Source organism: Achromobacter maghribensis (assembly GCF_057334215.1).
The window spans coordinates 384,416-397,650 of record NZ_JBHFII010000044.1; the positions used below are offsets into that span (position 1 = coordinate 384,416).

Consider the following 13,235-nt stretch of genomic DNA (forward strand, 5'->3'; position numbering starts at 1 on the left):
CCCCCCCCGCGCCCGCGCCCCCTTTTCACCCCTTTTCGCCCCTGTTTTCCACTGATGGAAAACCGCGCTCCTATCTAGCCAATTGAAAAAATCAATGGGGATATTCGCCATTTTCAATTATTAGTAAGCTAATAGATAGGATACAATCTATTCCATGAAATCTCCTTCCGACTCCCAACTCATGGCCACCACCGCAAACCTGATGGTGCTGTCGCGCGCCTATCGCGGCGCCGCCGACAAGGCGCTGGCAGACTACGGCCTGTCGCAAGCGACGGCCTGGCCCGTTATCCTGGCGGGCCGCCTGGGCGACGGCGTGCGCCAGGGCGCGCTGGCCGAAGCGCTGGGCGTCGAAGGCCCGTCGCTGGTGCGCGTGCTGGACCAACTGGTCGCCGCGGGCCTGATGGAGCGCCGCGAAGACGCCCATGACCGCCGCGCCAAGACGCTGCACCTGACCGACGCCGGCAATGCGCTGCGCGCGCAAGTCGAGGACGTGCTGGTGGAACTGCGCCGCCGCCTCTTCCACGGCGTCAGCGAAGCCGACCTGGAAGCGTGCCTGCGCGTCTTCGACGCCTTGAAGGTATCGCTGGGCCGCGGCGCCACCGGCGGGCATCCGCAGGACGACCCATCGTGAAACTGCCGAACGTCCGCGAAACCATCTTTTCGCTAAAGAGCTACCTAAGCGCCATCATGGCGCTTTATCTGGCCTACAGCATCGGTTTGCCGCGTCCGTTCTGGGCGATGACCACCGCCTATGTCGTGGCGCAACCGTGGTCGGGCGCCGTGCGCTCGAAAGCGCTGTACCGCCTGGTGGGCACCTTCGTCGGCTCGGCCGCCACCGTCTACATGGTGCCGCGTCTGTCCAACTCGCCGGTGGTCATGACCGCCGCGATGGTCACGTGGGTGGGCGCCTGCCTGTACATGTCGGTGCTGGACCGCACGCCACGGTCGTACCTGTTCATGCTGGCCGGGTACACCGCGGCGATGATCGGTTTTCCCAGCGTGACCGACCCGTCGCTGGTGTTCGACACGGCGCTTGCGCGCGTCGAAGAGATCAGCCTGGGGATCGTCTGCGCCACCCTGGTCCACAGCCTGGTGCTGCCCCGCGGCCTGGCCCCTGCCCTGACCCTGCAACTGGACAAGGCCGTGCGCGACGCCCGCAACTGGATGCACGACACGCTTAGCGGCCAGAACGCCGAACAGCGCGATCGCGACCGCCGCGTGCTGGCCAACGACATCACTCAGCTTCGCCTCTTGTCCACGCACGTGCCGTTCGACACGAGCAACCTGCGCTGGACGTCCGGCGCGGTGCGCGCCATGCAGGACCAGATCTCGGCACTGACGCCGGCCGTGTCCGCCGTGGAAGATCGCCTGCGTGCGCTGCAAGCCAACGACCAGCCCCTGCCCGAACCCGTTTCCCCGCTGCTGCATGACATTTCCGAATGGATCAATGCCGGCGCGCAAGCCTCGCACGAAACGGCGGTGCAATTGCGTGCTGCCGTCTCGCGCCTGACGCCCGCCATCGACAGCCACTCCACCTGGCGCGACGCCCTGCTGGCCAGCCTGATGACGCGGCTGCGCGAACTGATCGACACCTATGACGAATGCCTTGCGCTGCGCCGCGAGATCCGCGCCGGCCTGCAAGGCGCGCCGCTGCGGGCCCCGTTGCGCGCGGCCCGCCCCGCCCGCGATCCCAACGCCGCGCTGCACCGCGACCATGGCATGGCGCTGCTGTCGGCGCTGGCCGCGGGCGTGGCCATTTCGGTGTGCTGCGCCTTCTGGATCGGCACGGCCTGGAGCAACGGCGCCACCGCGGCCATGATGGCCGCGATCTTCAGCTGCTTCTTCGCGTCGCAGGACAACCCGGTGCCGGGCATCATGCAGTTCCTGACCTACACGGTGTATTCCATCCCGTTGTCGGCGCTGTATCTGCTGGGCATCATGCCCGCCATCCATTCTTTTGAAATGCTGGCCCTGTCGATGCTGCCTACCGCCTTCGTGCTGGGCATCTTCATTGCGCGGCCCGCCAGCACCGGCAAGGGAATGGCCATGTTGTTCGGATTCCTGGGCACGATGGCGCTGCAAGACACGAATACCGCGGACGTCGTGTCCTTCATCGACACCCAGGTGGCGCAGTGCATGGGCGTGGCGACCGCCGCCATCATCGCCGCCATCTTCCGCACGGTCAGCGCCGACTGGAGCGCCCGCCGCATCCAGGCGGCCAACTGGAAGGAACTGGCGACGCTGGCCAGCTCGCCGCGCGCCCCCTCGCGCCATACCTATGCGGCCCGCATGCTGGATCGCATCGGCCTGTTGCAGCCGCGCCTGGCGCTTGCGAAGCGCCCGGACGATCTGGTTGCCGCCGACGCGTTGAAAGACCTGCGCGTGGGCCGGGACATCACGGAACTGCAACGCGCACGCCGCCATCTGCCGATGGCCGAGCCCACGATCCTGCCCGTGCTGAACAGCCTTGCGCAATTTTTCCGTGCCCGCTCGTCGTGGCGCATCGGCGAGAAGACGCCGGAGTTCCTGGCGCAGATCGACCGCGCGCTGTCCAGCGTGGCCGCCACGCCGCAAGGCCTGGCCGCCCGCGACCGCGCCGTGGTGGCCCTGGTGGGCATCCGCCGCGCCTTCTTCCCCGACGCGCCCGACTACCAACCCGCCCATCCCACCCGGGAGGGCTACGCATCATGATCGGCGAATTCAATCTCTACGGCATTTACTTCCCCTGGCTGCTGGTGCTGGGCATGGTCACCCTGGGCGTCGCCTGGGCCGTGCGCCGCGTGCTGGCCCGCGCCGGGCTGTACCGCCTGGTGTGGCACCCCGCGCTGTTCGACCTGGCGCTGTTCGTGGTGCTGCTGTATGGCGTTTCCCTGATATCCCCTTATTTTCTCCAGAGATAGGTATGAAACTCCCCAATGCCCTTCGCCCTGCTGCTATCGGCAAGTTCGCAGTGACGGCCGTCGTCGTCGCCGCCGCCGCTTACGCCGGCTGGCAGCTCTGGGTGCACTATGAAGTCGAACCCTGGACGCGGGATGGCCGCGTCAAGGCCTATGTGGTTCAGGTGGCGCCCGACGTCTCCGGACTGGTGACGAGCGTGCCCGTGCACGACAACCAGGACGTGAAGGCGGGCGACCTGCTGTTTGAAATCGACCGCGCGCGTTTCCAGCTGGCGTTCGACCAGGCCCAGGCCTCGGTGCGTTCGCAGCAGGTCGCGCACGACCAGGCCTTGCGCGACGCCAAGCGCAACCGCTCGCTGGGCCAACTGGTGGCGGCCGAAGCCGTCGAACAGAGCCAGACCAAGGTACAGCAGACCGAAGCCGCGCTGGCCCAGGCCCAAGTGCAATTGAATACCGCCCGCCTGAATCTGGAACGCAGCCGCGTGGTGGCGGCCAGCGACGGCCGCGTCACGAATCTGGACCTGCGCGCCGGGTCCTACGCCTCGGCCGGCCGCGGCGTCATGGCGCTGGTGGATGCCGGGTCTTTCTACGTGGAAGGCTACTTCGAAGAAACCAAGCTGCCCGGCATCCACGAAGGCGACCCCGTCACGGTGACGCTGATGGGCGATTCGCGCCGCATCAGCGGCCACGTGGAGAGCATCGCCATGGGCATTGCCGACCGCGACCGCAGCACGGGCGCCAACCTGCTGCCCAACGTGAACCCCACATTCAACTGGGTGCGCCTGGCGCAACGCATCCCGGTCCGCGTGAAGATCGACGACGTGCCCGACGGCGTGCGCCTGGTCGCCGGCCAGACCGCCACCGTTTCGGTGGATCCGAAGCCGGCGCAAACGGCGCAGGCGGCGGCAGACGCCGGTTAGCCGACCTGACTTCACCATTCCGCGCGCCCTTTCCGACTTTCAACCCCATCATTCAACGCCAAGCCGTACCTGCCATGAATACCAAACACCTCCTGCCGCTGATGCTGGCCCTTGCGCTGGCCGGATGCACCACCGTGGGCCCTGATTATCAGGTGCCCGCCGGTTCGGTCGTGCAGCGGCCGGCCGCCCAGGGCGCCTTCGTCGAAGCGCAGGCCGGCGTGTTCCAGCAGGAGGCCGTGTCGGGTCACTGGTGGCGTCTGTACAACGACCCGGTGCTGGACGGCCTGGTCGAAAAGGCCCTGTCGGCAAACACGGACCTGCGCGTGGCCAGCGCCAATCTGGAACGCGCGCAAGCCGCCGTGCAGGAATCCCAGGCGCAGCAGCAACCCACGATCGGCGTCAACGCGTCGCCTACCTTTGGCCACGTGTCGGGCTTGCAGGAACTGCAGCCGGGCGTCGACCCACCCAGCCGCTGGTCGTACTCGACCGGCGCAAGCGTGTCGTACCAGTTGGACCTGTTTGGCCAGATCCGCCGTGCCATCGAAGCCGCCAGCGGCGACGCGCAAGCCGCGCAGGCCGCCTACGACGCCACCCGCGTCACCGTGGCGGCCGAGACCGCGCGCGCCTATGCCAACCTGTGCTCGGCCGGCATGCAGCTGGCATCGGCCCAGCATTCGGTGCAGGTGCAGAAGGAATCGTTGAACGCGGTCAGCCGGCTGCAGCGCGCCGGACGCGGCACCACGCTGGACGTGACCCGCGCCCGCAGCCAGCTGGAACAACTGCAGGCCAACCTGCCGCCCTTCCAGTCGCAGCAGCGCACCGCGCTGTATCGCCTGGCCGCGCTGACAGGGCAGACGCCTAGCGAAATCCCGTCGTCGCTGCTGCAATGCGCCGCCGCGCCGCGGCTGACCGCCACCATCCCCGTGGGCGACGGCGCCGCGCTGCTGCGCCGCCGCCCCGACATCCGCCAGGCCGAGCGGACACTGGCCGCCAGCACGGCGCGCATCGGCGTGGCCACGGCCGACCTGTATCCGAAGATCACGCTGGGCCTGTCCGGCGCATCGGGCGGCCCGGCTTCCATGTTCGGCGACCGCGGCACCTTCGGCTGGAGCGTGGGTCCGCTGATCTCATGGACCATCCCGAATACCGGCGCGGTGCAGGCCCGCATCGCCGAAGCCGAGGCCAACACCAAGGCCGCGGTGGCGCGCTTTGACGCCACGGTGCTGAATGCGCTGCGGGAAACCGAAAGCGCGCTAGTCGTCTACGCGCGCCAACTGGATCGCGACGCCTCGTTGCGCGCCGCCCGCGACCAAAGCGCCGAAGCCGCCTCGCAAGCGCGCCGGCTGTTCCAGTATGGCAAGACCGATTACCTGACGGTGCTTGATGCCGAACGCACGCTGGCCGCCAACGAAAGCGCGCTGGCGGCCTCGCAGGCGGAACTCAGCAGCGACCAGATCGCCGTCTTCCTGGCATTGGGCGGCGGCTGGGAGAAGTAGCCCGCAAGCAGCGTGATGCCCCCAAGGCGCCCTACCCGGGCGCTTTTTTTTCGTCCTGCCGCGGCCATTCAGAAGCGCGCGCAGTGAGCGCCGGGGCGCGATGCCGATCGTGACTCGCAAGGCCCCAGCAAATCCATTTCCATAATGTGGATTGATCATTGCCGTATCGCTTTTCGCGCCCGTAGAATCATTTGTATAGATAGAACAACACAGAGACAAGCAAGGTCGGCCTGCACTTTGCCTTTTAATTTCCCCCAGCAGTCATTCCTATAACCATAAATCCACAATATGGAATCACAAGCAACCCTCATCGACGCCCGTGTGCTCGACAGCATCACCAAGCTGGGTAGCGCGGACGCTGGCCGCGTGGTGATCGCCGGGTCCCACGGCGGACGCTACGCCGCCTATTGCGCGGCGCGCGGCGGGGTCCGGGCGGTGATCCTGAACGACGCCGGCGTGGGGCTGCGGCAAGCCGGCATTGCCGGCCTGTCCGATCTGCAGGGCTGGGGCGTGCCCGCCGCCGCCGCCGGCTATCAAAGCTGCCGCATCGGCGACGGCGCGGACATGCTGCGCCACGGCGTCATCAGCCACGCCAACGTACTGGCGCAGGCGCTGGGCTGCGTGCCGGGCATGCGCGTGGCCGAGGCCGCCGCGCGGCTGGCCCTGTCGGTGGCCGTCTATCCGCCCCCCACGTTGCTGGACGAATCGCGCATGGTGTTGCAGGCGGCGGCCGACGGCACGCCGCAAGTCATCGGCGCGGATTCCGTATCGCTGCTGGATCAACGCGACGATGGCCTTATCGCTGTCACGGCATCGCACGGCGAACGCCTGGCCGGCCTGCAAACCGACGGCGTCAAGGCCACGCCCCGGCTGGTCACCTTCAACGACGCCGGCCTGGGCCGGGACGGCGCGGGCATCGGCCGGCTGCCGCTGTTGCAGCAGCGAGGCATCGCCGCGCTGACCGTGTCGGCCCATAGCGCCTGCATCGGCGACGCGCGGTCCTGCTACGACGAAGGCGTGATCTCGTCAGCCAACGCGCGCGCCCGCGATCTGGGCGGCCGCGTGGGCACCCCACTGAAAACCTTTATCGATGCCCTGCTCAACGGGCGCGCCAACACTTAGGAGCACACCTCGCATGTCGGAAAAACTGGAAATCACGGGCGGCGAAGCCATCGCGCGCATGTTCGCCGCACATGATGTCGGCTTGATGTTCGGCATGGGCGGCTTTCAGCTGCTGCCGTTCTACGACGCCGTGCGTCGCCTGAACCTGAACCATCACCTGATCAACGACGAGCGCTGCGCCGTGTTCGCGGCCGACGCCTACACCAAGGTCAGCGGCCGGCCCGGCGTGTGCGACGCCACGCTGGGGCCGGGCGCCACGAATCTGGTCACCGGTCTGGCCGAAGCCTTCAACGCCGGCACGCCGCTGGTGGCGCTGGTGGGCGATTCGCACCGCCTGCATTCCTGGAAGAACATGACGCAGGAAGCGCGCCAGCTGGAAGTGCTGCGGCCGGTGGTGAAAGACGTGCTGCGCATCGAGATGATCGAGCGCATTCCTGAATTGGTGCGGCGCGCCTTCGCCGTCGCCACCAGCGGGCGCCCCGGCCCCGTGGTGCTGGACGTGCCCGAAGACATCGCGCATGCGGTCCACGCCTTTGACGCCGACGCGTTCTTCGCCAGCGCCAACACCCGCCGCGCCCCGGCGCTGCGCTGCCGGCCCGACGCGGATGACCTGGCCCAAGCCGCCAGCATGCTGGCCGGCGCCGCGCGGCCCTTGATGTTGTGCGGCGGCGGCGTGCACATCAGCGACGCCGCGGCGGCGGTGCAGGCCTTCGCGCAGCGCTTCAACATCCCGGTGGCCCACACCATGAGCGGCAAAGGCGCCATCGCGTGCAGCGACCCGCTGAACGCGGGTTTGTTCGGCCGCTACAGCCGCATCGCCAACGACTTCATCGCCAAGGCCGATTGCTTGTTCGTGGTGGGCTGCAAGCTGGGCGAAGTGGCCACGCGCCGCTACGAGCTGTTGAGCGCGGGCGCGCCCGTCATTCATCTGGACATCGTGGCCGAGGAATTCGACCGCACGACCACGCCCGCCCTGCGCCTGTGGGGCGACGCCCGCGCCACGCTGCAAGAGCTGGCCGAGCGCATGGCCGAACAACCGCTGCAAACCGACCGCCAGGCCTATGCGGATGAAGTCGGCCAGGCGATGCACACGTGGCGTGAATCCGTGCAGGGCAAGCTGACGTCGCCGGATAGCCCCATCGGCATGGCGCGACTGATGCACGAGATCAACGCGACGCTGCCCGAAGACGGCATTCTGGTGGCGGACGGCGGTTTTGCCGCGCACTGGGGCGGCCTGTTGTTCGACACCAAGCGCGCCGGGCGCGGCTTCGTGCCGGATCGCGGCTTTGCCTCCATCGGCTACGGCATCCCCGGCGCGATTGGCGCCGCCGCCGCCGCGCCGGGCCGGCAGGTCGTTAGCCTGACGGGGGACGGCGGCTGCAATATGTCGCTGGGCGAATTGGAAACGGCGGTGCGCATGGGCCTGGCGTTCACGCTGGTGGTCGTGAACAACGCGGCGTCGGGGTATATCAAGGCGCTTCAGCATCTGATGTACGGCAGCGGCAGCTACCAATCGTCGGACCTTGCGGAAACCAACTACGCCAATGTAGCGCGCGCGCTGGGCTGCAACGGCATCCGCGTGGAAGACCCCGCCGACATCCAGGCGGCGTTGGCCAGCGCGTACGCCTGCAAGGACCGCCCCACCATCCTGGACGTCGTGGTGACGCGCGACCCGGCGCACATGCTGCCCGGGGTGGACAGCCGCGCGGCGAAGATCAAGCCCGGAGACCGCATCGCGTGACCTTCGGCCGGGGCACATAGCGAAAACAATGGCCGGGACAAGGCCAGGCATCCCACCAACGCTGGACGCACAACAATATCAAGCAAGGAGACAACATCATGAAAAGAAGAACCTGGATCACCCTGGCAGCCGCGGCCCTTGCCGTCTCGCTGTCCGGCGCGGCCGCCGCGCAGTCCAATTACCCTGATCGCCCCGTGCGGCTCATCGTGCCCTTCCCGCCCGGCGGCACGTCCGACGTGGTGGGCCGCATCTTCGCCGAAGCGCTGGGCAAGCAGTTGGGCCAGCCGGTGGTGGTGGAAAACCGGGGCGGCGCGGGCGGCACGGTCGGCACGCGCGCGGTGGCTTCCGCCGCGCCCGACGGCTACACGCTGCTGCTGGGCACGTCCAGCACCAACGGCACCAACTCCGCCGTGTACCAAAACCTGCCCTACGACGCCGTCAAGGATTTCACGCCCGTCACGCAGATCATCCGCGTGCCGGGCGTGATCGTCGTCAACAAGAACTTTCCGGCCAAGGACTACGCGCAGTTCTTCGCGTTGATCAAAGGCGCGCCGGGCAAGTATTCGTATGCGTCGTCGGGCAACGGCGGCGCCACGCACATGGCCATGGAGTACTACAAATCGCTGTCGGGCCTGGACATGATGCATGTGCCGTATCGCGGCACGGGGCCGGCGTTGAACGACGTCATCGCCGGGCAGGTGCCGATTCTGTGGGACACGGCCGCCTCGTCCATGGCGCACATCCAGTCGGGCAACCTGCGGGCCATCGTGGTGGCGGCCAAGGCGCGCCTGCCGCAACTGCCCGACGTGCCCACCTTCGCCGAAGTGGGCCTGCCGGATTACGACGCCGAAATGTGGAACGGCCTGCTGGCGCCCGCCGGCCTGCCCAAGGACGTGCTGGCCAAGCTGAACGACGCGTCGCGCAAGGCGCTGGCCGACCCCGACGTACAGGCCAAGTACGCGGGCGTGGGCGCCTATGTGGTGGCGGACAAGCCGGATGCCTTCGGCGCGATGATCCAGGCGGACGTGTCCAAGTGGAAGAAGGTGGCCGACTTCGCCCACATCTCGGTGCAATGACATGGGAGAGCGCGTCAAGGACAAGGTAGCGCTGGTGTTCGGCGCGGGGTCGTCGGGGCCGGGCTGGGGCAACGGCAAGGCGGCCGCCGCCCTCTATGCGCGCGAAGGGGCGCGGGTGTACGCGGTGGACGTGCGGGCGGAGGCGGCCCAGGAAACCGAACGCATCATCCAGGCCGAAGGCGGGCAGTGTCGCGCGCTGGTGGCCGACGTGACGCAATCGGCGCAGATCCAGGCCGTGGTGGCGCGGGTACTGGACGAGGCCGGCCGCATCGACATCCTGCACAACAATGTGGGCATCACGGAAATGGGGGATCCCATTGAAGCGACCGAGGAAAGCTGGCATCGCGTGCTGGACACCAACCTGACCGGCGTGTTTCTGACCTGCAAGCACGTGCTGCCGGCGATGCTGGCGCAAGGCGGCGGCTGCATCGTCAACATCTCGTCGCTGGCCTCGATTCAGGTCAACACCTATCCATACACGTCCTACTACGCGGCCAAGGCGGGCTTGAACCACCTGACCCGGTCGCTGGCGGTGCGCTACGCGCCGGACAATATCCGGGTCAATGCGGTGCTGCCCGGCGTGATTGATACGCCGCTGATCTACCAGCAGATCGCCGGCCAGTTCCAGGACGTCGAGGAAATGCGCCGTCGCCGCAACGCCGCCAGCCCGATGGGCCGGATGGGCGACGCCTGGGACGTGGCGCATGCCGCGCTGTTCCTGGCCAGCGACGAGGCCAAGTACATCACCGGCGTCTGCTTGCCGGTCGATGGCGGCAAGGCCTGCGCAGGGCGCTAGCCGGGGGTGTAGCTGCGGCTGCGGCTACGGCTGCGACTGCGGTCAGGGACGCGGCAGCAAATCCGCCGACAGTTCGGACGCGGCGCGCTGCAACGCGGCCACCACATCATGCAGCCGCGCACCCGACAGCCGCGATCGGATTGCCGCCACGCTCAGCGCCGCCACCACGTTCTGTTCGCGGTCGAATACCGGCACGCCCACGCCCAGCATGTCGGGGATGATGCGCCCCGGGTTCAGCGCATAGCCCTGCTTGCGGGCGGCGGCAATGTCGTCCCGCAGCATGTCGGGGGATGGCAGGTCGGGCGCGGTGGTGGCGTCATAACGGGCCAGCACGCGATCAATATCGTCATTGGGCAAAAACGCCAGCAGCGCCAGGCTGCCCGCCCCCACGCCCAATGGCCGCCGGTGGCCCACTTCCAGCGTCAGGATCTTGATCGGAAAGTCGCCCGTCTTGCGGTCCACGCACACGGCTTCGTGGCCCGAACGCACCGATAGAAAACTGGTGTCCCCCGTGGATTGCGCCAGCCGCAGCACGGCCGATTCCGCGATGGCCTTGATGCCATGGCGGCTTTCGGCAGCCAGGCCCAGGATGTACGACTCGCGTCCCAGGCTGTAGGTCTTGAGCTTGGGGTTCAGCGACAGGAAACCCTCTTGCAGCAACGCGGACAGCATGCGATGCGCGGTGGGTGGCGTCAGGCCGATGTCACGCACGACATCGCTCAGCCCCACGCCACGCGCGGGCGCGGCGCCCACGTATTTCAACAGGCGCAGCACACGAAAAATACTTTGCGCGCCGCCCACGGAGTCGGCGGCGCGCGGCGGGGCGGGCACGGAAGAACGCGCGGTGCTCATCGTGCGATCAGTGCAGCGTGGCGCCGTCGGGCGGTGTCTGGTTCAGGCCCAGCGCCGCTTCCCAGCTGCGCAGCGGCACGCAGGTCTGCAAACGCACGATGGCGCGCTGGACCAGCGCCGGATGCAATTCGTGGCCGACGTGGCTGGCGATATCGATGGTGGAATCGCCATGCAGTTCTTCCAGCCGGGCCTGCGCGGCCTGGATGTGGGCCGCGCTCATGACGGGGTCATCGGCGCCATGCAGCAGATGGATGGTCGTGTATTGGGGCGCGGTCTTGGGCAATTGCGCGTAGCGGCCGGAAAACGCAATCACACGCCCCGCCATGCCATCGTGGGCCTGCACCAGTTCCAGCGCCATGATGGCGCCCTGCGAAAAGCCGGCCAGCGCCGTGTCGGATTGCAGCAGGCTGAAGCGGGCCTGCGCCTGACGCACATAGGCTTCCAGGGGTGGCATGGCCCGGGCCACTCGCTCGGGACGGTTGTCTTCGGTCACGCCGCGCACCGAAAACCACTGCCGCCCCGTCGCGCCGCCGTCGAAAGGCTCGAACCCTTCGGGCACCAGCACCGCCGCCGTCGGAAACGCCGCGCGCACTGCTTCGGCCATGGGCCGCAGGTTTTCGGGCGAACCGCCCACACCGTGCAGCAAGATGAACAACTGGCGCACGTCGACGCCGGGTTCGGGAAGAAATTCAAGAGAACTGGAAGACGCCATGAGACTGCTCCGTGCTGGCATAAGGCCGTTGGGCTACGCCCTGATGACAGCATTGTAAAATGCGCGGCTTAACGCGGACGACCCATTGGCGTCAAGCCGGACTGCGGCCGCAACGGCCCTCTTTCACCCCTGTAATGCAAACACCGACCACCGACTCGGGCGCCACGCCTGCGAGCCAGAATCAGCTGCACCGCGTGCTCAAGGCACGCCACCTCACGATGATAGCGCTGGGCGGAGCCATCGGCACCGGCCTGTTCGTCGCCTCTGGCGCGGCGATCGCCCAAGCCGGTCCGGGTGGCGCCTTGATGGTCTACCTGGTGATCGGCCTGATGGTCTATTTCATCATGACCAGCCTGGGCGAACTGGCCACCTTCATGCCCGTGTCGGGTTCGTTCTGCACCTATGCGTCACGTTATGTGGACCCGGGCTTCGGCTTCGCGCTGGGGTGGAATTTCTGGGTCAGTTGGGCCACGGTGGTGGCCGTGGACGTGGTGGCCGCCCAATTGGTCATGGCCTACTGGCTGCCGGACACGCCAGGCTGGATATGGAGCGTCGCCTTCCTGGCGCTGACCTTCGGGCTGAACGCGTTTTCCGCCCGCAGCTTTGGCGAAGCCGAATACTGGTTCGCCATCATCAAGGTCGTTGCCGTCCTGTGCTTCATCGCGGTGGGGCTGGGCATGCTGGTGGGCATCATCCATAGCGGCGACCCGGTGGGCCTTGCCAACTGGGCAGTCGGCGACGCGCCCTTCGTGGGCAATGCGGCCACCTGGGTGGGGGTGGCGATGGTGGTGGCCTATTCCTTCCAAGGCACGGAATTGGTAGGCGTGGCCGCGGGCGAATCGGAAAACCCCCGCCGCAACGTGCCGCGCGCCATCAATAATGTGTTCTGGCGCATTCTGCTGTTCTATGTGCTGGCCATCCTGATCATCGGCCTGCTGGTGCCGTACACCGACCCGCAACTGCTGCGCAACGAGGTCGAGGACATCGCCGTCAGCCCCTTCACGCTGGTGTTCCAGCACGCGGGGCTGCTGTCTGCCGCCACGGTGATGAACGCCGTGATCCTGACGTCCGTGCTGTCGGCGGGTAATTCAGGCATGTACGCCGCCACGCGCATGCTGTTCAACATGGCCGCCGAGGGCCAGGCGCCGGCCGTCTTCAAGCGGCTGACCGCCAACGGCGTGCCGTTGTATGCGTTGCTGGCCACCACGGCGCTGGCTTGCCTGTGCCTGTTCAGCGTGGTGTATAGCCCGAAGGCCGTCTATATCTGGTTGCTGAATTTTGCCGGCATGACGGAATTCATCGTGTGGCTGAGCATCGCGGTCAGCCACTACCGGTTCCGCCAGGGCTACGTGAAGCATGGCTACGACACGGCCGACCTGCCCTACAAGGCCGGCCTGTTCCCGTTCGGCCCGCTGCTGGCCTTCGTGCTGTGCCTGGTGGTGACGCTGGGCCAAAACTACCAGGCCTTCCTGGAAGAACGCATCGACTGGATCGGAGTAGTTTCAACCTACCTGGCCATTCCGCTGTTCCTGGCGTTGTGGATCGGCCACCGCGTGGTGAAGCGGTCGCGTTGGGTCAGGTACGGGGACATGCGCTTCTACGGACTGGAGCTGGACGCCGGCG

At 67.3% G+C, this 13,235-nt stretch carries 12 protein-coding genes; 10 read left to right on the plus strand and 2 right to left on the minus strand.

Annotated elements, in window-relative coordinates; all coding sequences use genetic code 11:
- Positions 1 to 154: 154 nt before the first annotated feature.
- The 9 genes from ACE039_RS19730 (at position 155) to ACE039_RS19770 (ending at position 10,048) form a co-directional block, all read left to right on the plus strand.
- Positions 155 to 631, plus strand: coding sequence for a MarR family winged helix-turn-helix transcriptional regulator (locus ACE039_RS19730; protein ID WP_105556827.1), 477 nt, complete (start codon positions 155 to 157; stop codon positions 629 to 631).
- Complete coding sequence (locus ACE039_RS19735) at positions 628 to 2,691, plus strand: FUSC family protein (protein WP_485823143.1); 2,064 nt, start codon at positions 628 to 630, stop codon at positions 2,689 to 2,691. The genes ACE039_RS19730 and ACE039_RS19735 overlap by 4 nt, the downstream gene beginning before the upstream one ends.
- Positions 2,688 to 2,900, plus strand: coding sequence for a DUF1656 domain-containing protein (locus ACE039_RS19740; protein WP_105556825.1), 213 nt, complete (start codon positions 2,688 to 2,690; stop codon positions 2,898 to 2,900). Before ACE039_RS19735 ends, ACE039_RS19740 begins: the two co-directional genes overlap by 4 nt.
- A gap of 2 nt (positions 2,901 to 2,902) precedes the next feature.
- Positions 2,903 to 3,817, plus strand: a complete 915-nt coding sequence (locus ACE039_RS19745) for an efflux RND transporter periplasmic adaptor subunit (RefSeq protein WP_105556824.1) — start codon at positions 2,903 to 2,905, stop codon at positions 3,815 to 3,817.
- A gap of 74 nt (positions 3,818 to 3,891) precedes the next feature.
- The gene (locus tag ACE039_RS19750) at positions 3,892 to 5,313 is read left to right on the plus strand and encodes an efflux transporter outer membrane subunit (RefSeq protein ID WP_105556823.1); all 1,422 of its coding nucleotides are present in this window, start codon (positions 3,892 to 3,894) and stop codon (positions 5,311 to 5,313) included.
- 288 nt (positions 5,314 to 5,601) lie between these two features.
- Positions 5,602 to 6,435 carry a hypothetical protein gene (locus ACE039_RS19755; RefSeq protein ID WP_485823144.1) on the plus strand — a complete coding sequence of 278 codons (834 nt, stop codon included), beginning with the start codon at positions 5,602 to 5,604 and terminating at the stop codon, positions 6,433 to 6,435.
- 13 nt (positions 6,436 to 6,448) lie between these two features.
- Positions 6,449 to 8,176: a thiamine pyrophosphate-binding protein gene (locus tag ACE039_RS19760; RefSeq protein ID WP_485823145.1), complete on the plus strand. Its 1,728-nt coding sequence runs from the start codon at positions 6,449 to 6,451 to the stop codon at positions 8,174 to 8,176.
- Between the two features lie 98 nt (positions 8,177 to 8,274).
- On the plus strand, positions 8,275 to 9,252 hold the full coding sequence (locus ACE039_RS19765) for a Bug family tripartite tricarboxylate transporter substrate binding protein (RefSeq protein ID WP_105556820.1): 978 nt from the start codon (positions 8,275 to 8,277) through the stop codon (positions 9,250 to 9,252).
- 1 nt (position 9,253) lies between these two features.
- A complete protein-coding gene (locus ACE039_RS19770) occupies positions 9,254 to 10,048 on the plus strand; it encodes an SDR family NAD(P)-dependent oxidoreductase (protein ID WP_485823146.1) in 795 nt (264 codons plus the stop codon).
- A 42-nt stretch (positions 10,049 to 10,090) separates the two neighbouring features.
- Here the strand turns inward: ACE039_RS19770 and ACE039_RS19775 are convergent, their stop codons facing one another.
- Positions 10,091 to 10,900 carry an IclR family transcriptional regulator gene (locus tag ACE039_RS19775; RefSeq protein WP_310029031.1) on the minus strand — a complete coding sequence of 270 codons (810 nt, stop codon included), beginning with the start codon at positions 10,898 to 10,900 and terminating at the stop codon, positions 10,091 to 10,093.
- 7 nt (positions 10,901 to 10,907) lie between these two features.
- A complete protein-coding gene (gene ypfH, locus ACE039_RS19780) occupies positions 10,908 to 11,612 on the minus strand; it encodes an esterase (protein WP_310029033.1) in 705 nt (234 codons plus the stop codon).
- Between the two features lie 134 nt (positions 11,613 to 11,746).
- Between ypfH and ACE039_RS19785 the strand changes: the two genes are divergently transcribed.
- Positions 11,747 to 13,235 (plus strand): amino acid permease (locus ACE039_RS19785; protein ID WP_485823147.1); only part of this gene is annotated, 1,489 nt, incomplete at its 3' end.

Bases quoted from the DNA above. Each gene is read 5' to 3' on its own strand.
- ACE039_RS19730 (WP_105556827.1), top strand. From the start codon at position 155: ATGAAATCTCCTTCCGACTCCCAACTCATGGCCACCACCGCAAACCTG.
- ACE039_RS19740 (WP_105556825.1), top strand. From the start codon at position 2,688: ATGATCGGCGAATTCAATCTCTACGGCATTTACTTCCCCTGGCTGCTG.
- ACE039_RS19745 (WP_105556824.1), top strand. From the start codon at position 2,903: ATGAAACTCCCCAATGCCCTTCGCCCTGCTGCTATCGGCAAGTTCGCA.
- ACE039_RS19750 (WP_105556823.1), top strand. From the start codon at position 3,892: ATGAATACCAAACACCTCCTGCCGCTGATGCTGGCCCTTGCGCTGGCC.
- ACE039_RS19755 (WP_485823144.1), top strand. From the start codon at position 5,602: ATGGAATCACAAGCAACCCTCATCGACGCCCGTGTGCTCGACAGCATC.
- ACE039_RS19760 (WP_485823145.1), top strand. From the start codon at position 6,449: ATGTCGGAAAAACTGGAAATCACGGGCGGCGAAGCCATCGCGCGCATG.
- ACE039_RS19765 (WP_105556820.1), top strand. From the start codon at position 8,275: ATGAAAAGAAGAACCTGGATCACCCTGGCAGCCGCGGCCCTTGCCGTC.
- ACE039_RS19770 (WP_485823146.1), top strand. From the start codon at position 9,254: ATGGGAGAGCGCGTCAAGGACAAGGTAGCGCTGGTGTTCGGCGCGGGG.
- ACE039_RS19775 (WP_310029031.1), bottom strand. From the start codon at position 10,900: ATGAGCACCGCGCGTTCTTCCGTGCCCGCCCCGCCGCGCGCCGCCGAC.
- ypfH (WP_310029033.1), bottom strand. From the start codon at position 11,612: ATGGCGTCTTCCAGTTCTCTTGAATTTCTTCCCGAACCCGGCGTCGAC.